Origin of the sequence: Cerasibacillus quisquiliarum, from assembly GCF_014202495.1 — a bacterium.
Classification (GTDB): domain Bacteria; phylum Bacillota; class Bacilli; order Bacillales; family Amphibacillaceae; genus Cerasibacillus; species Cerasibacillus quisquiliarum.
The window spans coordinates 1-25,170 of record NZ_JACHHA010000008.1 but is presented as its reverse complement, the minus strand read 5'-3'; the positions used below and the strand labels follow the sequence as shown (position 1 = coordinate 25,170).

The window sequence follows — 25,170 nt, the reverse complement described above, 5'->3', positions numbered from 1 at the left end:
TCGCAATTGACGCTTTTTATACACTAATAAACTTGTAGCTTTCGTTGATATTTCATTGTGAGAGGCTGTATTAATCTGTCAACGCGGTGTCTCATGGATGGCTTCCAGCGCGAGAGGTCGCTTTGAAGACTCAATGTGGGGTCTCGTGCCGATTTTCCAGCGCGAGAGGACGCTTTGAAGACTCAATGTTGACTCTCATGAAGAGATTCCAGCACGAGAGGTCGCTTTGAACGCGCAAAGCGGTGTCTCGTGAATGGTCTCTACCGTAAGAGGCTGTATTGAAAGATTCATCAAAAAATCGCTTGCAAATAAACAAGCTAAGAAAGTCACATGGAGATTTTCCCTGCTTATTCCATTGAGTATCATAAACTATTCATTCTGATTTGCTTCATAATCAACACTATGTTCCTTAGCTAATTCTTCCATTTTTTTATGATATTCATCAACTAAGTCGACATATTCTTGTTCCAATAAAAGTGCTTTCTCTGTTAAACGATCATCATTTTCTTCAATTGCTTTTACTTGTGTTTCGAAAGCATCCAAGTATGATTCTAGTGCGCTAACAAGTATTTCATGCGGCTCATTTAATTCATCAATCGCGGGCTCAATCTTTTTTCCCTTTTCGAGCGCTTCTTTATACAGAGGTATAACATTATTAACATAGACGTCATATAAATCATCATCAGTTGCTGATTGATCACCTAGAACACCTTGTAAGTGCTGCTTAGCTTCCTCTTCAATAGCCGCTATTTGACCGACCTCTTCATTTACAAAATCCACTATTGCTTCTTGTTTCTTAGAACTAACAATCTGAATACAACCCGACAAAAACAATAAAACAGTCATCATTGCTAACGAAACTTTCTTCACTTTTCCCATCCTTTCAGCCACTTGTGTGATAAACTTAAAGATGATATTAAGCACTTACCCATTATATTAAAGGTTGCAAGTCATCACGTTCCCCCTTCATTCAAAACACTTTATCAATAATAGTATAGATTGAATAATATGTAAATGGTTCAAAGGTTGTGATTTTATTTTATCTTTCATGATAATAGTCATATATTTATTGCAAAAGAAAACTTATAACTTTTGAGTTGTTTCACAAAAAATAATGAGAAAGTAAACCATGTTTATTTTATCTTTATTGCCCCTTCCTCTTCGACCTCTAGATAAAAAGTCATCTTGGCAGGTTTCAATACAACGTACGAAAAAACTAAAGATGACAACAGCATGACAAGTGATAAACTGACAATTGTTACACGCAGTGACACATGATCCCCTGCAAACCCAACGGCAAGAATAAAGACAACTTGAATCACACTTTGAATCAGTTGAAAAATGCTTGTCACTCTTCCCATGACTTCAACGGGGACATTATTTTGATAAAAAGTCATCATCCCCGCATTTATAAATACATTAAAAAATCCCAAGATAACAAATCCAGCAACAATCGAAGAAAACGACGAAGAAAATGCATAAATCACATAACCTATCGTCATCATGAATAGACCGACGACAATCATGTATCTGAGTGATAATTTATTTGAAAAAAATGGATAGTAAAACAGCACCGACAACAGACCCAATTCCCGTGATACTAATTAACAAACTATATTCCATTTCGGAAAGACCGATGACTTGTTGTGTGAAGACGACTTCTTGTGCATCCATCGCAAAGGAAAAAATCATAATCATAACAAAGCCAAGATAAACAAAAAAGACATATCGATTTGCCTTCATAAATTCCTGAACGACGGTAAAGTCACGAATCTCTTGTTTAAGTCAGTGACGGAATCGTGTCTTTATCAATCTTTTCTTTTTCCGGTAAAAGCAATAAACAGCCAGCTGATATAACAAAGAATAAGGCATTAATCCATAAAGTCGTTTCTACAGATGTTAATAAGATTAGCGAGCCACCAAAAGCAGGTCCGACAATAAATGCTCCTGAAGTTGCAAACGAACGAATTGAATTAAAGCGTTTCCGTTTTTCTTTAGGAACAATAATCGTTGCATACGTCATTGATGACGGGGTGAAAAATGCATTTGCCACACTTAAGACAACAAGTATCCCATAGATAATTGCCATATTAGGCACCAATGGAATCATACAGATAAACACTGCCCTAATAACATACGTCACCATCATAATTTTTCTCTTGCTACGATAATCTATGAAACTTCCCGTCCAAAATTTCGTTACAATATTCGTTAACGGTCCAATAATCCACAGCCCTGCTACAGCCGCTGCTGACCCTGTCAACTGATAGATGATTATATTAATTGCAACTAAGTAAATGAAGTTACCTATGCTAGATATTCCAATCGACATTAATAAAATAGCTGGGTTCTTCCAACTTTGTATTTGTTTTGCCATATGAATTCTTCTCGGCATGTTACAACTTTTCATATTGTCTTATATTTTCAATACTAACACAATTTGTTACCTAATTTTAACATAATACGTTTATTTAGTTATTTACACAGATATATTCAATTCTCAGCCTTAATTATCATTAGTTAGACATAAGCATTTACTATTTTAGACTTGGATTAAATAGTGTTTAGTTTGTAACCTTTAAAAAGATAAAACATTCCATCCTCACAGAGTTGAACAAGTAACATAGATGCAATAACCAAGATTCAAAGTAGTTCATTTTAATCATTTTTCTGAATCTTATTGACTAGGCTTATTTCGTGTGCTAATTTTGGTTTTAGAAAATCTTGCGAGGTGATATGCATTGGTAAAAAAAGAAGGAAAATCATTTTGGAAAAGTCGAATAGGAGGTCAAGTTAAGAGAGTTACAAGTCTAACAATGGCTGCTACGATTGCTTTGAGCATGTCAACTGTAGCAAATGTAGTTAGCAAAGTAAGTCCTGGGGATAGCCTTGCCGTTCCGGTTGTTCATGCGCAAGGGCAAAACATGATGAATGTTGATGAAATACTAACAAATTTTCATATTAATCATAACGATGAGTACGAACATTGGACCCATAAATTACAGAATGACGGTGATATCTCATTAGATGGGCCTGAGTTTGATTTAACGGATGTCACTTACGTTGTAAAATTCCCTAACGAACTCGCTCATTTATTGGATGATAATTATGTCATCGATTACTTAACAGGAAAAATGACAAATTTCGACTACACAATGAACCCATTTAATATTACAGGAATAGTTATAGATGAAAATGGTGAAGAAATATCAATCCAAAAAGATAGAGATAAACCTTATAATTATATCTCAATTAATAAAGCAACGAATAGTATCGAATTTGATTTTAAGCGTTTTTACGATGAAAATAATTATGAGCCATATATTAGACAGAGTGTTTCAGGGGAATATTTCTTCAATAACCTCGGTTTTGAAACGCCAATTATTGTACCGGACTCTAGAATGTTAAAAAACGGTACATATGAATTTAAGACAGCAATTGTTCGTGGAAAATCAGTCGATTTGGATCAAGTTTCAAACGCTTACAGTATTGATTTAGTCGTTGATTATAGCACTGATCCGGATCCTGAACCAGAACCAGAAGACCCTGTAGTCGACAAAAGCGAGCTGGAAGCGCTTGTTGATGCAGCACAAGGTTTTGACGCTGACGACTATACAGAAGAATCGTTTGCGGCCCTGACTGCTGCTCTTGAAGATGCACAAGCGGTCTTAAACAATGAGGACGCTACTCAAGAAGAAGTTGACGTAGCACTTGCAGCTTTACAAGAAGCGATTGACGGATTAGTCGAAACTGAAGAACCTACTCCTGAACCGGAAGACCCTGTAGTCGACAAAAGTGAACTTGAAGCGCTTGTTGATGAAGCGCAAGGTTTTGACGCTGACGATTATACAGAAGAATCGTTTGCTGCTTTAACTGCTGCTCTTGAAGATGCACAAGCGGTCTTAAACAATGAGGACGCTACTCAAGAAGAGGTCGGTGCAGCACTAGCAGCTTTACAAGAAGCGATTGACGGATTAGTCGAAACTGAAGAACCTACTCCTGAACCGGAAGACCCTGTAGTCGACAAAAGTGAACTTGAAGCGCTTGTTGATGAAGCGCAAGGTTTTGACGCTGACGATTATACAGAAGAATCGTTTGCTGCTTTAACTGCTGCTCTTGAAGATGCACAAGCGGTCTTAAACAATGAGGACGCTACTCAAGAAGAGGTCGGTGCAGCACTCGTAGCTTTACAAGAAGCGATTGACGGATTAGTCGAAACTGAAGAACCTACTCCTAAACCAGACCCAGAAGTTGATAAAAGCGAATTAGAAGCTCTCGTTGAAAAGGCTAAAGCCTATGACGCTGAAAATTATACGGAAGCCTCTTTCGCAAAACTTAAGGATGCCCTTGAAGTAGCAGAAGGTGTGTTAAACTATGATGACGTAACTCAAGAAGAAGTTGATGAGGCATTAGCGGGCTTACAAAAAGCGATTGACGGGTTAGTTAAAGATAAAAAGGAATCATTAGTAGAAAACGAACAGAATGGCGACGGGAATAAACTTCCTAACACAGCAACATCAACATATAATATGCTTTTAGCTGGTTTCGTTGCCTTACTCACAGGAGCAATTGGTCTTACAACTAGATTATTTACACGTAGAAAAAAAGTAAATTAATAGAAAATAGATCGTAAAAGGAAAGGAAACCATCTGTGTTTCTGAATGAGCACAGATGGTTTTCTTATATTTCCAGACTTGGCATATGATTCCACCCTTCTCTCACATGCACTAATTGATTGACAAAAATCATTTATTCACCTTCAAAAAATACAATGTCATGGTATAATTAGTGCAAAATATAAGATAGTTCTTTTTGCCAAAACGACTAAAAATATGGAGATGAATGCAATGGAACAAAATGCGATTATGCAAGCAATTCTTGAGCTTTCAAAGCAGCTTAAGGGGACTGAAGAAAGGTTAACAAAACGCTTGAACTCGTTAGAGAGTAAAATGGACTCTATAGAAAACAGAATGGGATCCCTTGAAAGTAGAATGGACTCCATAGAAAACAGAATGGGATCCCTTGAAAGTAGAATGGACTCCATAGAAAACAGAATGGATTCCTTAGAGAAAAAGGTTGTATCAGTCGAAGAAAATTTAATCAAAAAAATCGATGCAACGGAAAAAAGGCTGGAAGAGAAGATTACTAAAGTAGATACTAAGTTATCTATTTTATCGGACGAATTATTATCGACTAGAGCAGATGTTAAAATGCTTAAAGAAGGAAAACAAAATCGCTTTTATTAAAAAAGTCGCATCAGCCGACTCTTTTCTTTTTTAAAATCACACACTACTAACACAAAAGCGCACTTCCTTTCATATCAAAAATTGTTTCATTAGACTATACTCTTTTCAAGAACGATTTTGTGTAAGCCTTTCTTATCCGAATACGTTTCTATAACATCAAATCCGCTTTTAATACTTAATATCAACATGCCACGCCATCTATTCATTGTTTTTGTTTGTAAAACTTCATAACCATTCTCCTTTAAATATTGATGCTGATCACACATTGTTTTCTATAACTAGAATCTCCCCCACCTAGCCAGCTATAGAACTTATTTTTATCAAGCTCATAGCCAATCTTATATCCAACTAATTTTTCACCGTCTAATGCAAGATTAAATAATAACTTCTGTTTGTCTTTGATTTTATTAACCAAGTTATCGGCTCCGAATACATTTTGATGGAGACTGACGATAACTTCCATTAAATCAGTACGAGGCATTTTATCTAATACAACATACTTTACTCCCAACGTTATCCCTCTCTTTTATACAAAAAGAGCAGACATATCATCTGCCCGCCCTCTTCTATTATAAAGTTATTTCTCATCCTCTTTAATGAGCGTCCGCGAATACAATAAGCCAATAACCCCAACGACGATAAACAATATTGCACGAATAAAAATAGAAATATTCGCTAAATCGATAAAGAATAGCTTAAATAAGCTTAATCCAATGAGAACAGATCCGAAAATGGTGACAGGTTTCCACTTCATTTTTCTGCCAATGGAAATGGATAAAAATGCGAACAAGAACCAAATAAACGTATGGACAAAAAAGACATATTCCCGGTCCCACTGATAAGCATTTGTAATGGCAAAATACCATTTATTTAAAAAGATAAAATGCACAATCTGCATTACAACAGCAAAGGTAGGTATTTTATCCATTAGTCCTTGAAAAGCATTGGTTGACTTTTTTCTTACTAGCATAATAAACGCCAGCGTCAACAATGTGATATAAATGATTTGCACCGCTAGATTAAACTCAAACCATTTCAGATCATACCAATCATAAATTGGCCGTGCGATTAAAGCTAAACCAAGTATTAAATATTCTATCATTGAAGCATATGTGACATACTTTCCATGTCGCCACTTGTGGAGATAATACATGAATGCTAGCACAATGATAAACACAAGTGCATAGAAATGAAACGCCGTAAAGGAGAGCCAATTTTGATTCAATACAAAGAGATGAACTAGTTGAGCAATGTAAATCAAGGAAATAATTTGCCCGCCAATTAAACCAGCATCAATTAATGTTATGTTTCCTTTCTTAAACAATGGAACAAATTGATAAAGCGAATAGTAAATAAAAGCGAGCGTTAATAAGAACATGATCCAAACGAGATGCTCTAATGAAACAAAATAATCGATATTAATTCCATTCAAAACGACTAATCCCGATATCCCGTAAATGATTGAACTCATAACAATTGTACGTATCGTCTGATAACGTAGCCCGACCCATAAACCAACCGATCCGTTAATCAATAATAAGATTAATTTCACTTGTTCATTGTCTAAATCAAATGAGAGAATAAAGACACTGATAACAAATATCGCTACAGCTGAAAAAACCCCTTGAAAATTATTTTGTTTTTTAACAAAGGCATTAGCTGCTAGAACAGTATAAAGAACTGCAATCATCCCGTAAGTCATCGTGTCAAATGGTTGGTCAAGTAACTGTATCCAAAACACAGTAAAGACCGTATTCGTATAAATTAATGTTTCAGTAAAAACTTGTTTGGAAACCCGGCGATCCAAGTAAAAAATTAATAAACAAAGATGCTGAACCAAAACCGAGATGACGAGAATATGTTTGTCATTAAAACTCATCCCAATCACTGAATAGAAAAGTAATGTTAAATGAAACAATAAAAATGTGATATAAAACGATATTTTATGCTTTTGATTAAGTGACATATAGAATAATGAGACAAATAGTAATGTAATATAAGCAAAAAATTGAATTGCGGATGCTTCGTCGCCTTCTAACAAGAACGGCAATAAAAAACCCGCGATTGCTGAGAAGATTGTTAATGTTTCTGAGCGGGTCTTTTTTGATAAATACAACCCAAGTACGATATAAGCGACACCTATTAAAAACGCCAAGGCAAAATTAAAAAATCCGTACAAATGATGGGCTGCAAACGTCGTTAAAATTCCCAATGCGATTAAACCGCCTAAAAGTGTTAAACCTAACATTTTTTTACTTTGTTTCACATACCGCATCCCTAAATAATATAAAATAGCGGTAGCAGCATATCCCATCACAATACGCGCAGCAAGGGAAATCCAACCTTGATCAATTCCTAGTTTCAATCCCCAAAGGACACCCAATATAAGAACAAACATAAAAACACGTGGTAGCCAAATACCTAATAATTTTTCGATATTTACTTCTTTTTTTGGTGTTGGAGCTGGGGTTGGCGTCTGTTCCACCTGTCGTTTTATCGTAATAATATCTGGTGATGGCTGTGGTGTATGTTCCATTTTACCTTTATCCGGTGTAACTGATTCCTTAACAGTTTCTGGCTTCATCCGTGGTGCTTCTTTTGGCTTTATTATTGTAGTTTGGTCTATCCTCGTATGGTGAGCTAATTGATGTTTTAACAAAGTTACTTCTTTTTCTAAATCTGACACTCGCTTTATTAGTGCTTTAATTTCTTCTTGCATCATCTCACCTCACAATATTTTTCATTAAATGGTTAAATAAATATCTTAAGAACTGAAGTAAATCAGTCATACAGAGGATTCTTATGTTATGGACAATCCGTTAGTTAGACTTTTCTGAAATATATTGACCTTTTTATTATAACATAAAAATACTGATGTAAAATATATTTATTAATATTAAAATACTTATTAAAAGGGCCTGCACTTTTCTGTGCAAGCCCAGTGGTGTTAAATTATTATTTTTTATATCCTACTGTTCTATCTTATCAATCAACACGGTTAGAATGGTTATTTCTCCCCCCAAAGCATAGTAGAGGTAATTAAGCCTAAATGTAATCATCCTATAATACACTCGATTTGATAATATCAGATGAATATTCGCCCAACAATATAATGTCATATTTATCATAAACAGAAAATTCTATTTGTATAGAATCATCACCTTCAATAACTTGAACAACTTTACCTGCATTTTTTACTTTTTCACCTGCTCATTGTTCATAAGTAATTCCTTAATTCTTAGTCAAACATAAAAAAAATGAACCGTAGAAAAACGGTTCACCTTTTTATGGTAGATAATTGAAATGAAAGTTTTTTTATGTTAAAGAAAATTTTGGTAGATTATATCTAATAACAGAAAATGTTATTTTTCACGAACAAGGTAATTAAATGCGTTTAAACTTGCGTTTGCACCTGCACCCATGGAAATAATAATCTGTTTATTCGTTACATTTGTACAGTCACCAGCAGCAAAAACACCTGGAATACTTGTTTCACCATGTTCGTTAATAATAATTTCACCAAATTTATTACGTTCTACAGATCCTTCTAACCAATCTGTATTTGGTAAGAGACCGATTTGTACGAAGACACCTTCTAATTCAATGTGATGTTCTTCTTCTGTTTCACGGTCTAGATAAGAAATGCCGTTCACATTGTCTGTACCGGTTATTTCAGTTGTCTGTGCATTTGTAATAACCTTCACATTTGGTAAGCTATTTAGCTTATCTTGTAACACAGAATCCGCCTTTAATTCTGAAGCAAATTCAAGAACTGTTACATGTTCTGTAATTCCTGCAAGATCAATCGCGGCTTCAATACCAGAGTTACCGCCTCCGATAACAGCAACACGTTTACCTTCAAATAATGGTCCATCACAATGTGGACAATATGCAACACCTTTATTCTTAAATTCTTGTTCTCCCGGCACACCAACGTTTCTCCAGCGTGCACCAGTTGCTAAAATAACGGCTTTACTTTTTAGCGTTGCACCATTTTCTAGTTCAACTTCAATAAGGTCATTTTTCTTTAGGCGTGTTGCACGTTGCATATTCATAATATCAATATCATATTCTTTCATATGCTCTTCTAAATTAGCAGCAAATTGTGGACCTTCAATTCGTTTAACGCTAATAAAGTTCTCAATCGCTGCTGTATCGTTTACTTGACCGCCGACACGTTCTGCTAACACACCCGTGCGGAGACCTTTACGTGCAGCATAAATGGCAGCACTTGCTCCTGCTGGTCCACCACCTACAACGAGTATGTCAAATGGATCTTTCGCATCAAACTCAGAAGCGTCTGGACCACCGCCTAATTGAGCGAGAATTTCTTCTAATGTCATACGTCCATTACCAAATGGCTCTCCATTTAAGTAAATCGTAGGCACTGCCATAATGTTTTTACTCTCTGCTTCTTCTTTAAATGCAGCACCATCAATCATCGTATGTGTCACATTAGGGTTCAGTACACTCATGACATTAAGTGCTTGAACAACATCTGGACATTTTGTACAGCTTAAGCTGACATACGTTTCAAAATGGTATTCGCCTTCTAAGTTCGTTACTTGTTCAATTAAATTGTCATCTACTTTTGGTTTTCTTCCACTTACTTGTAAAAGTGCAAGGACGAAAGACGTAAACTCATGACCTAATGGAATCCCAGCAAATGTAATCCCTGTATCTTCACCAGGACGGTTTACACTGAAACTAGGCGTTCTCTTAAGTTCTTTCTTCTCCACTTTAATTTTGGAAGACATGGTGGCAAGTTCATCAAGTAATGCCACCATGTCACGGGAAACTTTATCAGAGCCCGCACTTACTTTAAGTACGACATCTCCTTGCAACAGTTCCAAGTATTGGGATAGTTGTGCTTTTATATCTTTATCAAGCATTAATAAATGTTCCCCCTTAAATTTTACCTACTAAGTCTAGGCTAGGAGCAAGTGTTTCTGATCCTTCTTCCCATTTAGCAGGACATGCTTCACCTGGATTTTCACGAACGTATTGTGCAGCTTTTAATTTTCTAACTAATACACTTGCGTCACGTCCGATACCATCAGCATTGATTTCTGCTGCTTGAACAACACCATCTGGATCAATTAAGAATGTTCCGCGTTGTGCAAGACCTAGTTCTTCATCAAGAACGTCAAAGTTTCTTGAAATAGTTTGTGAAGGGTCACCGATCATAATATATTCAAGTTTGCTAATGGCATCTGAATGGTCATGCCATGCTTTATGAACGAAGTGTGTATCTGTTGAAACAGAGTATACTTCAGCACCAAGCTCTTTAAATGTTTCATAATGGTTTTGAACATCTTCTAGCTCAGTCGGACATACGAATGTAAAATCTGCTGGATAGAAGACAACGATACTCCATTTTCCTTTTAAATCCTCATCTGTAACTGTAATAAATTCATCTTTACCTGCATGATATGCTTCTGCCTTAAATGGCTCAATTTCTTTACCAACTAATGACATAATAAAATTCCTCCTTATGTATTTTAGTAATTTGGTAATTAGATTAATGTAATCAACATTTCTTATTTACATTAATTCTAATTACATATTCATTATTACATGGAATTGACTGTTCGTCAAATAATATGGTTATTTTCTTTTTTATTATACATAGTGATTCTATATGAACATAACATCCTTTAATAAGGTATATTTTATATTCACACATTATATAAAATTTATCCCCCGTATGATTCATCTTTTATTAAATTAAATATATTTTTCTCAATTAGATTGTTTTAAATGTAAAAAACTTAGTTCTAGGGTTTACTTTTAAAATCGAGATATATTTTTTCCTCTAAAGACGTTTAATTATTGCATTGACATATTCTTTTGAGCACTTTATAATTTCCTTATATTCTGACTTTATAGGGATAAGTGTCATATAAAGGCTTATTAATGAAATCAAAAGGGGGGAAGTCATATGAACAAAAATGTTGGTAGCTTCTTGGCTGTCATGTTGTTATTAAGTGTATTTGTAAGTTGCAGTAAACATACGAATTACGCAACAGACGAACCTTTTATTATTTTGAAATCTTCACCCGCTGGACCAGACCATATAAAAAATTTCTATCCACGTTATCTCGGAATTTATGACGATGGCAGACTTGTTTTATATTCGGAAGAAACAGACGATATTAAAATGGGGGTTGATGCACCTACATTTGAAAAGAAAATCACTGATGAGGAAGTTGAAAAAGTAAAAGAAGCGATAGAAAAAAACAAATTCTGGCGACTTAAAGAAAATCTATCCGACGATAACTCTGTAGATGGTGGTTTTTCATACGTGACAGTTAACTTAACAGATAAAACTAAAAGGGTCGGTGGATTAAATCCGCAGAATAAAAGGTTTTCGGAAATCAAAAAATATGTATATAGCTTACTGGACGATGGTGAGTATCGTAGATGGATTGAAGATATTGAAGCGCATATTTTACAGATGAATCCTGAATTTGCGGAATAAGCGTTTAGTTTTATACAATCACAACCTAATATGCCGTAGCGATAATGACAAAATCTAGTTAAGAGATACGTCTAAACTAGCTTTCGGCTTTTTTTTATTCGATATCCATCATTGATGGCGGCAACAACAAAATAATGACTGGAATATAGAGAGCTGGAATAATTAAAGCGAAAGGTGTCGTACCTTTGGCAACAAAGTAAAAGAACATCACACAGTAAAAAGCGTAATAAAGAAGCCATCCCTTATTCTTTTTAATAACAATGAAATAATACGATACCCACTTTAGTACATCGACCGAAATCGTTACGGTCACAAATAATATCAAGTTCATGATGACCTCATCACTCATTGCATCTTCACTACCAATTGGCATTGCAAGCCAATTGATCATATACAGAAAAAGGATGGAAAGTATTGTAGTTAAGATATTTAAAATCGTTAAAGCAATATTTCCCCATTTATTTTGTTTCATTTTAACACCTCTACCCATACAAATGAATTTTGGAAATCTTTATGATACAACAGGAGACTGGTGCAAACGCTAGCAAGCAAGGAGCCATTTTCCTATAACCATTTTTTCATATATTTTCAAAAAATAAAGCGACCTATCACTATAATATTTTGGCATGGACATAATATGTTAAAAATGCGATTAAGTGTATTAATGAATTTTAATGTGGTTAAGCTACTAGCGTATATCTATGCAGTTGAAGGAGATGACTATCAATGTAGAATCTCGTGGTAAATGAATGTGATGTAATCTCGTCTCCGGGCTGTCGTATGAGAATGCGTTGAGGTGTAATCGCGGTAACACTGTGCCTTAAGCATTCAATATGTTCTCTCACGGCTATGAGACTGCCCGTTGAACGCTTACTCTGGTCTCTCGCACGAAAAAGCAACAGTGCCGTAACCAAAAAGTACGATATATTGGTTTTAAAAACTTATCAAGAAGAAGTTGACACATTCCCATGAATCCTTTTATTGAAATAAATATGATTCACATGGTATAATAAAATTATAATAATATGATAATAAAATGACCGCTAGTTATTAGCGGCCATCAATAGACCAACCCCAACAAGAGGGGTGGGCACAGGAAGGAAGTAATCCCTCAAGGCTCCGCTAAAGCACACGAGGGATTACTTTTTATCTTTATCGGACATGATAAAAGCAATTAACATGCCGAATGAAATCATCAGCGTTAATACGCTTTCCATATCCATAGGCACCACCTCCCTCCATAGGATGATCCTAGAAGGTACGTGTGCCCAATCCCTCATGTAAAGCTAGTCTATTGTAAATTGATTATACCATATTAAATCAAATGGTTGACTTTTATCATCATATTATAATGTTCATGCCAATACAGAAAAAATGTCTACAACACAGCGCATCATAACACTCAATAGACATACTTCGATTAAATTAATCAGCTTTTCTTTTGTTTTTATTCCCTTTAAACATATATCTAATTCCTTTTCCCGCCAAAGGTTCACCTTCATATCTTGGCAAAACATGAAAATGTGCATGGAAAATATGTTGACCGCCAACTTCTCCGCAATTCCAACCAATATTATATCCTTGAGGTTGATAATTTTCATCAATATATTTTTTTACTTCATGAAGCAGTGTGTATGTGGCATCCCATTCCTCGCGCGTCATATCAAATGCAGTTTCTCTATGTTTTTTAGGAACAATTAATCCGGCACCAGCTAATTGAATACCTTTTATTCGAAATTGCTTCAACTGTAAAAACATACAATGCTTATTACTGAAAATGATACTTTGATTAGGTTCAAGTTCGGGATGACAGAAAACACAATCTTTTACCATCATAAATTCTCCTTATATTTCATAGTCACGTTATTATTGTCCAACACAACCTCTCATGATGAAAATTTGCAATGAGAGATTGTATTGAACGCCCAATGCAGCCTCTCAGAGCGAAAAATACCAACGAGACAACGCATTGAACAGCCAATGCGGCCTCTCAACTCAAAAAACAGAAACGAGACAACGCGTTGAACAGCCAATGCAGACTCTCAACTCAAAAAATACCAACGAGACAGCGCGTTGAACGCTCAATGCAGACTCTCAGAGCGAAAAATACCAACGAGACAACGCGTTGAACAACCAATGCGGCCTCTCAACTCAAAAAACAGAAACGAGACAACGCGTTGAACAGCCAATGCAGACTCTCAACTCAAAAAATACCAACGAGACAGCGCGTTGAACACCCAATGCAGCCTCTCAGAACAAAAAATACCAACGAGACAACGCGTTGAACGCTCAATGCGGCCTCTCAACTCAAAAAATACCAACGAGACAACGCGTTGAACAGCCAATGCAGACTCTCAACTCAAAAAATACCAACGAGACAACGCGTTGAACACTCAGTGCTCTTCATTTTAAATACTGTAACAGGTCCCCAAGAATAATATCATCTGACATTTTTAATTCTTGACGGACGGTTTCTAAATACGGTTCACACTTAGTATCGTCTGTCATTTTATCTGTTTTTCGGTCATAACAAACATTATCCATATAAGCATAATCTTTAACAATCATCCTTCCATCGCGAAATATGACGGAAGAATTTATCGTCAGGAAGTCTTTTTTAAAAACGAAGTCGACACGAGCTTTTCTTAAACGATCTAATAAAAACTGCATGTTCTCAACTGTTTCCATTTCACAGTTAAAGACATTTTCCTTCTTTCCCTCTAAAAGCCAACCATGTCTTACGAACAATTGATTCCACGTTTTCATATGTCATCATCTCCTTTAATCGATACATAAAGTATAAGACAATGATGATGACATCGATGTCATTACATAAAATCAGTGCGCTGGATAATGATAAACGGATATTTATGATTGTAATAATAAGCCGTTTCTCTATCTGTCCCAAGCCTTTCTCTTGTTAATAAGACATCTTCTGGGATGTGGCATTGTTTCAATTTGTTTCTTAATCTATTTATAGCAACAATATATGTATTTGTTTTAATTTCTCCCTTAACTTTTGAAAAGACATGTGAAAAATCCTCTTTCTTTAATGGGGCTTTTTCATGACTTTCTAACATAAATTGTTTTAACATCTCCGCAGGTCGAGCGACTAAATGAATATGCTGCTCTTTATAATACAAAATCACTTCCCGATCTGAGAAAAATAGTATAATATGATTCGATCGTTTATCTTGAATCAGTTGTTCACACGCTTCAATTGAACCTAAAGACTGATCATCTTTTGAAATCATAGTATATGCGTTATTTTGGAGATATGTTTCGTTCCGAGCAATCACTTTATATATTTATATAAAGGAAATAACTCCAAATTAACGCTATTCTCACGCTCTACCTCACCTTCAATTTCAGCTAAAGATTTCTGAGCAAATTCAGCAACGTATAATGCACTATTACATAAATACAAACTAGCATTATATCGTTGTTGTGAATTTAACGCATGTCGATGCTTCTCATTTAATTCATGCGACTTTAACGCCGACTCAAAAAAATATACACTACGAGAATAATTCCGCTTTTTATAAGCAAGGAAGCCGAGCCGGTACAAAGCAATAGGATTGGTCTTATCAAATTTAAGTGCCTTTATTAAAGTCTTTTCCGCTAATTGATCATCTTTTCGATACTCTGTTTTCAAATACGAACCATATTTGACTAAATGATCAATAAGACTGTCTTTTATCCGCTGTAAACTAAAACGATATTCACTATGTCTATCTCGTGAAATTTTACGAACAAGCCTTTCTTCTATATTAACGATGTCTCTTAACTCATAGTCTTGTTCTTCTAATAGCTTGTCATAAATATCAACAATTTCATCGATTGACAATCGATTCATACGATTGAGTCGCATAGATGTACCTCCTGTGGATAAAGGTGTAATGTTTTTTAAATATGAACCAATATTTCAAGCTGTAACATAACTTTGCCACGAATACTAATTTATAAAAGCATGACTCTTATAACGCTTCATAAAACCGACGAATCTTATTTGCTATCATTTTCCTTCTTTCTTGTAGGAAGCTCAGATAATCCTCGGAATTCATCTGAAAAATAGCATCTGGGACACAGTTCATCTTTAAATTTTCTTTTAGTTCCTCAACAGTTGTCATTTCTCCGATTTCTATCTTTCCTTCACTAAGCTGTGTCTTTACACGCGCCATATATTTATTCGGGGCTTGATCTCTAATTGCTAGATTAATCGCTTGCTCTGTATATACATAATTGGCAATTTGATTATATTGTCCACGACGATTATATCCGTTCTTCTGTAAATATCGCTTAGGAAAGACATGGTGAACATCCCCGCGTTCTTCTATTAATTGTTGTACTCGAATGGATTTGGAAAGGAATGCGTTATCGCCATGATAGATTTGTGCCATGAGAAATAAATTAAAGTACGGACTACTTCTAACAGATGTATCCAAACTATCTATAAGTGTGTTATTCCAATAGGCATCTGAAAGTTCCCCTGCTTCCATATTTTTCACATACTCATTCGGGTCTTCAGCGTTAGCAAATCGTTTAATATCAAATTCAAACATCGATTCAGGCGACCCAGAATATCTACCAGTTAAAATGGAAGCTACTAACCATTTTCTTACGATTTTATTAATCTCTGATTGATTTAATTCTCGTTCTCTTAATAATAAAAACAATGCATATGCAAAGTTTAAAGCGTTTTGTGATCGAACCAATTTCGCATGAATAATACCCGCCGATTTTAAAATCATAATAAATCGTTTAAAATTGGTTTCATCGACAAACTTTAGGACACCATCATTCAAGGAGATAAATGAAGACTCAATGATTTCCTCCTTATATTCCCGAGTATCAAAATCACGGCCAGACAATAAACTGACTAAGTTTGAAATGCGCCCCCGTAAAAACTTAAACGTAAATGCAACACGTAATACATCAGAGTAGCTCGGTTCATAAATATTCGTATTATAATCTTTTACCCACTTTATTTTTTGAAAATGCTGTGATTCTGTAAATTCATCATCATTTTCTTTTATGTTGTCGAACACTGCTGGATTTTTCATCAAGTGTGAAAAGTAATCAATCGTCTTACGTATAATTGGCCCATTATAATGATCATTAACCGATATTTTTGACATAGCAAAATCCGCTTGGCTTAAACTTACTCCTGCTGAATTAATCCGGATAAATATTTCTGTAACTGTCTCAATATCTAATGTGTGATTCAGTTCAATAATCCCTATCGAACTGTGCTTAATTTGTTGTAGTTTTTGTAATGTTGAATGTAACTTTTCCGGATCCATCTCTGGATTCGCTTCGCAATAAGAATTAATAAATTGGAATGTACTAAATTGACCAGAAAACACTGTTGAAATATCAGGAATCCATTTCTTGTTGTTTAAAATAGCGTTATTTTGTACTTCGAAGACTTCATCAATCGGGTTAAAGGAAATAATGATTCTCTTCTTCTGATATTTATTATTAATCACATTCTTACCAGCAATGGCAGCCATAAGTGCTGTAACACGTTGTTGGCCATCAATTAATATTTTCTTCCCATGAGAAATCGTTCCATCTTTTAAGCGTGCATCTGGATTTTGCCACGTAATGATGTATCCAATCGGATAATCTTTATAAAGAGAATCCAATAAATCTCTTACCTTTGACGCCTTCCATACAAATGGACGTTGAATTTCTGGAATAGCGACAATATCCTGTTCAATCCAGCTGAGTAAAGCATTTACCGTACTGTTATTGACGTGATAGTTTTGTGACATACAAACACCTCGTTTATAAAAATTAAATGAAGCTTTAGACGATATAAACTATCCATATTGTACACTACATTCAAACGGATTGTTAGTGATAAAATCTATTAATTCTGACTCATTATTATATAAAAATACAATTAGCTTTTGTATAAGTGAAGCGACATTTTTAATATTCGTGTCATAATAAGAAGATAAATGCGTGGTAAAGATATCATTCACCATATAACAAGTAAACATAACGATTATGATTCACATGTCGTATCGTATAAAATCCAAAGCTTCATTTCATTTGTTTCTTGTAACAGAAGAAAGTAGTACCCGATCATTTATCGAACAAAACGAATCTACTTCAACCACAAAAAAGCAGAGCGTGATCCCTTTTGCTCACGTTCTGCTTCTTATAATCAGCTTATTTATCAAAGTTTTTTAATGCTGTTGGGCTTTTTGTAAAGGCGCTTCCTGCATTTAATGCGCTTGCGACAAATACTGCTTCTCCGACTTCTTCTTTCGTCGCTCCTGATTTTTTAGCGTTTTTCACGTGGCTATCAATGCAGTAAGGGCAACCTGTAATTAATGATACAGCGACTAAGATCAGTTCTTTTTCCTTTACTGATAATTCGCCTTCTGCACCAGCTTTTGTCGTAAAGTTAAAGAATGTTTTAAAATCTTCTGGTGCTAAGTCACATCATAACATTGTTCGTGTGTTAATTTACTTGAAAAGTAACGGATTATCCCCCATATACTCCGCTTTTTTAGATACAATGATCTGACGCTTCCTTTAACTTCTTTTTACGAATCGTATGTTCAATAAATGATCCAGTCCAAAATATCAATCTTAACTGATAATGGGACATCTAAAGAAACTTACTATTCTTATATGGATATGTATTCGATTATATCCGGCGTCTACTGACACCATCAAAACACCAGCGTACCGCAAACAGATGGCTCACAGGAACAGCTAACAAACCATATATAATAACAACACTTACACCAATATTTAAATCAGATATAAGCAATAGGACGACACCCATGAGAATGGCACCTATAAGAATCTCCTTCGCAACGCGACTTTGAACGATACGCATCCATGACCTTCCACATAATCGTAATGGGAAATCACGCTTCGCCTGTAATCGTGCGGTAATTAATGCACGAATTGCAGTCGAGACAGTAAAGGCGACAATTAAAGCAATCAACGCTAGGAATTGCAACCAGGCAATATAACTTGCAAATTGTGCCTGGATGATTCCCTCTTCTGCAATATAAACAATATTTAGTTCGCCTTGAATCCCTTGCTTGCGTAATGAATGTACATCTAGTTGATGCTCTTCTAATAATTTCTGTGTAGAAGATACACCGGTAAAAATAATATTCTTACTAGAACTCATAGATGTCAAAGCAGAATCATTATAGGTTTCATAGATTGTAGGTACAACGACGAGTAGCACATTATCTGAAAAATGTAGTCTCTCTCCACCACCACCTTGTGCGATCGTAATTCGAAATCCTTCAACTGGACGCAGAAACTGAAGCTGTTCCAATAAATCTTCAGAACGTCCATCTCTTGACAAAATTTCTATTTCTTCTTGGATCATTTTCTCCATATCATCTGGCAAATCTTTTTGTGATATCGGTCTCACAACTGATTCATTCTTATTCTTCGTTACTAAATCGAGCCAACGCTCATTAACAAATGAAACAAATGCATACTCTCGGAAATTAGCCATTTCCGGCGTGTAAGTGTAAGAGAGACTAGCAGCATCACGTGCTTCTGCATCCTTCACCAATTCTCTAATCCTTGGCTCCATAATATCCATATCGCCAATGTCTGTAGCGAATTCAATCGTCACTTGATCTGCTAATTGCTTCCACTGTGCCATTTCATCAGCCATGGCCGTTGAATGTTTATATTGAGACCAAGCAGGACCTGCAGCGGATATGACTAAAAGGAATGTTAGTGCTTGAATGACACTTGACAGAGAACAGAGACTCTTTACTGCTGGTTGCCTAGTAGCAAGCATAGTAGCACTTGGCCAGGAAAAGGCGGACATAATTAGCACCGTCATGATGGATACAGCAATCACAAACAGTTGCAAAGTTATTAGAGCCTTTAAGTATGGACCCACATAAACCGAACCATGAAACACAATTACATATCCCGTTGCAATGAATGTTATGATTCCTGCCGAAATGAACAATAACCCTAAAAAACCGCTAAAATCTTGTAGTTGAATTCGTATAGTCGGGACACCACCAAGAACTCGTAAAGCACGATCACGCGCCTTCAATGACAGCCAAAATAGTGCTAAAGTAATAATTAATGTGAACGCAGATAGAACAGCTGCAGCAAATCCTCTTTCCCACACCACAAACTTTAAACTTTCAAAGATAGAAGCATCTTCTAATCCTACCTTGACACCTTTACTCGTTAACGCCTTCTTAAAATCATCTAAATGAGTTTTATCCCCTGTGACAAGATAAAACCCATCTGGGTATGATGTCTCAAGCCGTTCTTTCCCGACTATTTTCCCCACATCATCGCTACCAAACCATGTAAATTGATCAGATAAACCTCCGTCGTTAAGCGCAGCAAAAATCTGTCCATCACCATCACTCGTAAGATCTGGCGCAATCTTGACTAACCCCATGTCCCAGCGCGCATCTAATTTTTGTAGTGTTGCCAACGATTCAGTAATTGACAAGTTTGACTCACTAAATTCTAAAGTTATTCTGTTTTTAACCCCAATGGCTTGTGGAAAATCCCTATCATATAAATCTGTTATAATAAAAGCAAGTAAAGCAAGCAAACTAAACAACACACTAGAAACAACAACGATGATACGCTTATACATAACGGTACCTCCAAAATATCATGTATCACATTTTAAAGAATGAGCATGATAACTTATAAAACGACACAGCTAGGAGAGCGTAAATTGTTAAACTTTATCACCTTTATTCATTCGATTGTTAACAGATTGTAATCCATTTATCCTTCTTTCATTGTTATATAGCTAAAAAGGACTTGAGCGATTATACAAGACAATGAACAATTTCATGACAATCAGTCAATATCTATATAGCAAACAATCATACATTATCGTTTTACTAAATGTATCGGAACACCAAATCCTTCTCGATTACCGAGAAGCGTTGAGATAGCATCACGTTCTGACTTCGAATCATAAATAATCATAACTAAACCGCGATCTTTATCATCTGAACAAGGCGTGCCAACTTCGACTTCAATACCGTCACCAAGTGCTTTAATCTCCTCGACAAGAGTTTGATGACTGTTAAGAGCTTCAATAGCTTTCTCTTTCTTTGGTAGCTGTTCACATGGCGGATGAGCATCTTTTTCACCTGAAAAAAAACCATTTAAAAGGCCAAACCCTCCTAATATGAGTACCAAACCAATAATGACACTGATTGTTATTTTTAAACTGGACTTCATGACAATCCTCCTTCATTCGCATCATCATTACTTGATAGGCGGTGCGTCTGGCCACTAAATCCTACTGCATGCTTAACTTCACAAGCCTGAATCATATCGTTGTCATGTGTTGACACAATAACAGTACGTCCACGTGTTGCTAAATCCTCAAATAGTGCGATAACCTTTTTTCGATTATTTGTGTCAAGTGAAGCAGTCGGTTCATCTACAAACAAGACTTCAGCGTCCTTATATATAGCGCGTGCGAGAGCAAGTCGTTGTTTTTCTCCTCCACTTAAATGACCGGCTTTTTCAGCTTCTCTCCCCTTAAGTCCTGTTTCTTCTAATGCTTGTTCTAAGCGATTTTGATCACCAGTGACACGTCGACCTAACATACTCGACTGCATCGTAACATTAAATGCAACAGATTCATCATCCATAATGCCGTAATCTTGGAGAATAAAGGCTGCATGATCACGCCAAAATCGACGACGTTGTGAGTCGTTATACTTCGTAACATCTTTCCCGTCGATAACGATATGTCCGTGATCCACAGGTAACAAAAGACCAAGACAATGTAAAAGAGTCGTCTTGCCACACCCACTCGGACCTATAAGAGCTGTCATAGTTCCTGGATGACATCGAACGGTCTCATTTTTTAGTACTTCATGATCATCAATGGCCACTGAAATTCTCTTAGCTTCAATCAACACGATATACATCTCCTATCAACTACAATATCTTTCTTATACATTTTCTGAGCATACAAAGCTAAAAACTATAAAAGTCAAAAAAATATAACTATACCATTTTACGATGCTCGTATAAGATTTTACTTCTTACTACTAAATCATAATCCTTTTTAAATTAACATATTCCTTTTAAAAATTATGTCGAATGATGTTGATTTACTAAAAAATAATATATGCCTGTTATTTATTAATGATGGTACTACTAGATATGTTTTGCAGATGCTTTGTAGTGACATGCTCCATCGTAAGAAATAGTACAGCCTTACATAGAAATATGTACTTAATTATGTATTCACGTTCTTTTTCTATAACGCTGTAGTCAGCCATTGTTGCTATCGTTTACATCATGTTGGGAAACAATTCATAAACTACACCTTGAATAAAAAGAGAGGCGTATTCAATTTTCAGCTATTGATTTTTTCCTAGGAGTTTATATTATTACGAGGATGATTATCATAGATGTTACATACGATAAACATATCACATATTTTTTATTTCCTATATTTGTTCTATACATAAAAAAGTAATAAAAGAGGCTGGGACAAAACCTCTGAAAGATAAAAAACGCATGAAATCAAAGTTTTAAGTTTGATTTTATGCGTTTTCTATTTTTGTTTACTTTTTCCTTATGTCCCAACCTCCTTCTCCTAATAATGACTGTATTGAATCATGAGTAGAGTGAGCTGGGCTTTGTTTATATAGTGAAGAGACACTACAAACTATTGTCGGGTATTATTCGCTCACGTTTAAACTTTTGGATAAAATCATGTGAAGTAGAGAGAGCCACTCTCCATGGTTTTAAAGATTTATGCGGAACCATGTGGAGTGGGGCTATCTACTCTGCATGGATTTGAAGAGTTGTGCGTAACCATGTGGGGTAGAGCTTTCTACTCTGCATGGATTTGAAGAGTTGTGCGTAACCATGTGGAGTGGGGCTATCTACTCTGCATGGATTCAAAGATTTGCGCGTAACCATGCGGGGTGGAGCTTTCTACTCTGCATGGTTTTAAAGGTTTATGCGTAACCATGTGGGGTAGAGCTACCTACTCTCCATGGATTTAAAGAGTTGCGCGTAACCATGCGGGGTGGAGCTTTCTACTCTGCATGGTTTTAAAGGTTTATGCGGAACCATGTGGGGTAGAGCTATCTACTCTGCATGGATTAAAAAATTTGCGCGTAACCATGCGGGGTGGAGCTTTCTACTCTGCATGGTTTTAAAGGTTTATGCGGAACCATGTGGAGTGGGGCTATCTACTCTGCATGGATTAAAAAATTTGCGCGTAACCATGCGGGGTGGAGAAATTTACTCGTTTCCAATTTCGATTTTTTGTATTTTATCATCTAATAGATTATAACAACTATAATGAGCTTGATTTTTGATTTCTAAAGGCTAATTTGTCACTCTCTCGATTTTTGCTCAGTGGAAAATCGAGAGAATGGTTAGAATTTGCAAGAATGGAATTACATCGTCTAAATTCAAAATCATTATTATAACAATCCGAAACAAAAAAGAAATTGCGAAAACAACATTTCAATGTTGATTCCGCAATTTTTCTTAATTAAGACTAGTTTTGTCTCAGTCTCTTCTTATAATCAGCTTATTTATCAAAGTTTTTTAATGCTGTTGGGCTTTTTGTAAAGGCGCTTCCTGCATTTAATGCGCTTGCGACAAATACCGCTTCTGCGACTTCTTCTTTCGTCGCTCCTGATTTTTTAGCGTTTTTCACGTGGCTATCAATGCAGTAAGGGCAACCTGTAATTAATGATACAGCGACTAAGATCAGTTCTTTTTCCTTTACTGATAATTCGCCTTCTGCACCAGCTTTTGTCGTAAAGTTAAAGAATGCTTTAAAATCTTCTGGTGCTAAGTCACGTAATTTCATTGTATGTGCTAAATATGATTTCTTAAACAACTCATCATTTTCAGTTTCCTCGAAAGTTTCAAATGCATTAGCTGCATGAGCAAAAGCTGCTCCCGCTTTACCTGCCGTTGCAAGCATAAGTGCCTCTGCAACTTCTGCTTCTGTGGCACCAGCGCGTTTAGCACCTTTGCTATGTAAATCTAAGCAATATTCACAACCAGTTGTTGCCGCACAAGCAACAGCCATTAATTCCTTTAATTTCTGTGATAAAACACCTTCCTTAAGTGACACGCCATTCCAACCGTGGAACGCCTCATTAATTTCCGGTGTTAATGATTTAAATTTCCCTAATTGTTTCAATTTCTCTGCCATGAACAAATTCCTCCTTCATATAATTCATAACATAATTCCAATTATCAATATACCCAACCAGGTATGTAAAGTCCAATATAATGTTTTAAGATGAATTAACCTTTTGTTTTCAAGGAAATCGGATGAGAGATTGGAATATAAAAAAATGTCTAACGGGGGGATGATTGTTAGACATGGCAGAACGATGAGTAGAGATTGATAAGTTCAACGCTTTGATTTTCGCGATGAACTAAATGAGATGCTAAAGGATGGTGGCAATAGAAAATCACTATGAAACACATTTGAATGTATGTTTACCTGATAAGATAAATTCGTTCTATTGCTTTAATTGTTGTTTTTTATCCACACCTGATGCTTCTTCTCATACCCTCCTAAATATTCAAACCCAAGTGTTTTATAGAGCTTTATTTGTAGAAAAGATATAACAGACTTCTTTTCTCGTGAAGCGCTCTCTGAATTAGTTGCTATAACAGCAATATAATCAAGTGATATGTATTCAAAGTACGCCATAAGCTTTTGTAAAATGAGCTTTTCGTTCTCGTAATAATCAAACTTATCTTCAATAAATACATGGCCTATTGGAGCTAGCATTTCATCTGATGTCATTTGGAATTCATGTTCACCATTCATGATGATATCTAACATGAACAATTCATCACCTGATATAGCATCCGCTGTCATACTTAGTGACTGATCATGCAAAAAATGACTCGTGTTATAAATATGGTAAGTATAACTGCCAATCTTCTCTCGTGATCCATCTTCTAGCATATCATCTGATGTATAGGTTTCCACCCTCTCATAGCCCTCTATAATATTTAAATCTTCTTCAAAGTTATGACTGTGAATAATGTTCATATCAAATAATTTCATTGGTTGTTTAGCCTCCTATTTCTTATCAGCGTCAGATTGGAAAAAATAATAAAACCAGACTTATACAACATTTTCGTAATGTAAAAGTCTGGTTGGTTAGTTGGATATGGAATTTTGCTTTTTTCTCATCATACCACTTTAATTACAAGTATAACAGCAAGTGTAGGCATAATTTTGTATATCTTATTTATTTTATCATTGGATTTGACATAAATTGATTTCGATGCAAAATATCATCTAAAATGATTATAATCTTTTAAATAAAACTATTTCTCCCCTTCCTGTAACTGCTAGAATAGAATCAACAGTTTCTGCTTGATAGAATTGAACACTTTTCTATTAAAATAGCCTCCTAATCAGTTAAACTAATAAAATAA

The 25,170-nt window shown here is 35.6% G+C and carries 22 protein-coding genes and 1 pseudogene; 3 read left to right on the top strand and 20 right to left on the bottom strand.

Annotated features, from left to right (window positions below):
- Nucleotides 1-369 precede the first annotated feature (369 nt).
- The 4 genes from HNQ35_RS09590 to HNQ35_RS14435 all read right to left on the bottom strand — a co-directional run bounded on the left by HNQ35_RS09590 (nt 370) and on the right by HNQ35_RS14435 (nt 2,377).
- Nucleotides 370-870: a hypothetical protein gene (locus HNQ35_RS09590; protein WP_146937828.1), complete on the bottom strand. Its 501-nt coding sequence runs from the start codon at nt 868-870 to the stop codon at nt 370-372.
- Nucleotides 871-1,133: 263 nt separating this feature from the next.
- The gene (locus HNQ35_RS14445; protein WP_307724228.1) at nt 1,134-1,505 is read right to left on the bottom strand and encodes an MFS transporter; all 372 of its coding nucleotides are present in this window, start codon (nt 1,503-1,505) and stop codon (nt 1,134-1,136) included.
- Between the two features lie 37 nt (nt 1,506-1,542).
- Complete coding sequence (locus HNQ35_RS14440) at nt 1,543-1,743, bottom strand: hypothetical protein (protein WP_307724227.1); 201 nt, start codon at nt 1,741-1,743, stop codon at nt 1,543-1,545.
- Nucleotides 1,744-1,780: 37 nt separating this feature from the next.
- The gene (locus HNQ35_RS14435; protein ID WP_307724226.1) at nt 1,781-2,377 is read right to left on the bottom strand and encodes an MFS transporter; all 597 of its coding nucleotides are present in this window, start codon (nt 2,375-2,377) and stop codon (nt 1,781-1,783) included.
- A gap of 364 nt (nt 2,378-2,741) precedes the next feature.
- Between HNQ35_RS14435 and HNQ35_RS09580 the strand changes: the two genes are divergently transcribed.
- Complete coding sequence (locus HNQ35_RS09580) at nt 2,742-4,616, top strand: LPxTATN C-terminal sorting signal domain (RefSeq protein ID WP_183330146.1); 1,875 nt, start codon at nt 2,742-2,744, stop codon at nt 4,614-4,616.
- 231 nt (nt 4,617-4,847) lie between these two features.
- A complete protein-coding gene (locus HNQ35_RS09575; RefSeq protein ID WP_146937826.1) occupies nt 4,848-5,246 on the top strand; it encodes a DUF7310 family coiled-coil domain-containing protein in 399 nt (132 codons plus the stop codon).
- A gap of 241 nt (nt 5,247-5,487) precedes the next feature.
- On the opposite strand, the gene HNQ35_RS14265 is transcribed toward HNQ35_RS09575, so the two are convergent.
- The 4 genes from HNQ35_RS14265 to ahpC form a co-directional block, all read right to left on the bottom strand.
- On the bottom strand, nt 5,488-5,757 hold the full coding sequence (locus HNQ35_RS14265; RefSeq protein ID WP_246118079.1) for a hypothetical protein: 270 nt from the start codon (nt 5,755-5,757) through the stop codon (nt 5,488-5,490).
- 66 nt (nt 5,758-5,823) lie between these two features.
- Nucleotides 5,824-7,965, bottom strand: coding sequence for a DUF2339 domain-containing protein (locus HNQ35_RS09565; protein WP_170226666.1), 2,142 nt, complete (start codon nt 7,963-7,965; stop codon nt 5,824-5,826).
- Nucleotides 7,966-8,608: 643 nt separating this feature from the next.
- On the bottom strand, nt 8,609-10,138 hold the full coding sequence (ahpF, locus tag HNQ35_RS09560) for an alkyl hydroperoxide reductase subunit F (protein WP_146937822.1): 1,530 nt from the start codon (nt 10,136-10,138) through the stop codon (nt 8,609-8,611).
- 16 nt (nt 10,139-10,154) lie between these two features.
- Nucleotides 10,155-10,724 (bottom strand): alkyl hydroperoxide reductase subunit C, encoded by a 570-nt coding sequence (gene ahpC / locus HNQ35_RS09555; protein ID WP_146937820.1) that lies wholly within the window; start codon nt 10,722-10,724, stop codon nt 10,155-10,157.
- A 463-nt stretch (nt 10,725-11,187) separates the two neighbouring features.
- Between ahpC and HNQ35_RS09550 the strand changes: the two genes are divergently transcribed.
- Entirely contained in the window at nt 11,188-11,727 is a 540-nt protein-coding gene (locus HNQ35_RS09550; protein ID WP_146937818.1) for a hypothetical protein, read from the top strand.
- Nucleotides 11,728-11,821: 94 nt separating this feature from the next.
- Here HNQ35_RS09550 and HNQ35_RS09545 read toward each other — a convergent pair whose 3' ends face one another.
- The 12 genes and pseudogenes from HNQ35_RS09545 to HNQ35_RS09490 all read right to left on the bottom strand — a co-directional run bounded on the left by HNQ35_RS09545 (nt 11,822) and on the right by HNQ35_RS09490 (nt 24,793).
- The gene (locus HNQ35_RS09545; RefSeq protein ID WP_146937816.1) at nt 11,822-12,199 is read right to left on the bottom strand and encodes a hypothetical protein; all 378 of its coding nucleotides are present in this window, start codon (nt 12,197-12,199) and stop codon (nt 11,822-11,824) included.
- 953 nt (nt 12,200-13,152) lie between these two features.
- Nucleotides 13,153-13,560 (bottom strand): HIT family protein, encoded by a 408-nt coding sequence (locus HNQ35_RS09540; RefSeq protein ID WP_146937814.1) that lies wholly within the window; start codon nt 13,558-13,560, stop codon nt 13,153-13,155.
- Between the two features lie 570 nt (nt 13,561-14,130).
- On the bottom strand, nt 14,131-14,493 hold the full coding sequence (locus HNQ35_RS09535; RefSeq protein ID WP_146937812.1) for a hypothetical protein: 363 nt from the start codon (nt 14,491-14,493) through the stop codon (nt 14,131-14,133).
- Between the two features lie 62 nt (nt 14,494-14,555).
- On the bottom strand, nt 14,556-14,981 hold the full coding sequence (locus tag HNQ35_RS09530; RefSeq protein ID WP_146937810.1) for a hypothetical protein: 426 nt from the start codon (nt 14,979-14,981) through the stop codon (nt 14,556-14,558).
- A 41-nt stretch (nt 14,982-15,022) separates the two neighbouring features.
- The gene (locus tag HNQ35_RS09525) at nt 15,023-15,598 is read right to left on the bottom strand and encodes a tetratricopeptide repeat protein (protein WP_146937809.1); all 576 of its coding nucleotides are present in this window, start codon (nt 15,596-15,598) and stop codon (nt 15,023-15,025) included.
- A 106-nt stretch (nt 15,599-15,704) separates the two neighbouring features.
- Nucleotides 15,705-17,504: a GmrSD restriction endonuclease domain-containing protein gene (locus HNQ35_RS09520; protein ID WP_146937807.1), complete on the bottom strand. Its 1,800-nt coding sequence runs from the start codon at nt 17,502-17,504 to the stop codon at nt 15,705-15,707.
- Nucleotides 17,505-17,907: 403 nt separating this feature from the next.
- Nucleotides 17,908-18,153 (bottom strand): annotated as a pseudogene (locus tag HNQ35_RS09515) (carboxymuconolactone decarboxylase family protein); the annotation flags it as partial.
- 238 nt (nt 18,154-18,391) lie between these two features.
- The gene (locus HNQ35_RS09510; RefSeq protein WP_146937806.1) at nt 18,392-20,353 is read right to left on the bottom strand and encodes a bacteriocin-associated integral membrane family protein; all 1,962 of its coding nucleotides are present in this window, start codon (nt 20,351-20,353) and stop codon (nt 18,392-18,394) included.
- Between the two features lie 245 nt (nt 20,354-20,598).
- On the bottom strand, nt 20,599-20,955 hold the full coding sequence (locus HNQ35_RS09505) for a hypothetical protein (RefSeq protein ID WP_146937805.1): 357 nt from the start codon (nt 20,953-20,955) through the stop codon (nt 20,599-20,601).
- On the bottom strand, nt 20,952-21,647 hold the full coding sequence (locus HNQ35_RS09500; protein WP_146937803.1) for an ABC transporter ATP-binding protein: 696 nt from the start codon (nt 21,645-21,647) through the stop codon (nt 20,952-20,954). Before HNQ35_RS09500 ends, HNQ35_RS09505 begins: the two co-directional genes overlap by 4 nt.
- A 1,637-nt stretch (nt 21,648-23,284) precedes the next feature.
- The gene (locus HNQ35_RS09495) at nt 23,285-23,920 is read right to left on the bottom strand and encodes a carboxymuconolactone decarboxylase family protein (protein ID WP_183330137.1); all 636 of its coding nucleotides are present in this window, start codon (nt 23,918-23,920) and stop codon (nt 23,285-23,287) included.
- Nucleotides 23,921-24,244: 324 nt separating this feature from the next.
- A complete protein-coding gene (locus HNQ35_RS09490) occupies nt 24,245-24,793 on the bottom strand; it encodes a hypothetical protein (protein ID WP_146938866.1) in 549 nt (182 codons plus the stop codon).
- Between the last annotated feature and the right edge of the window lie 377 nt (nt 24,794-25,170).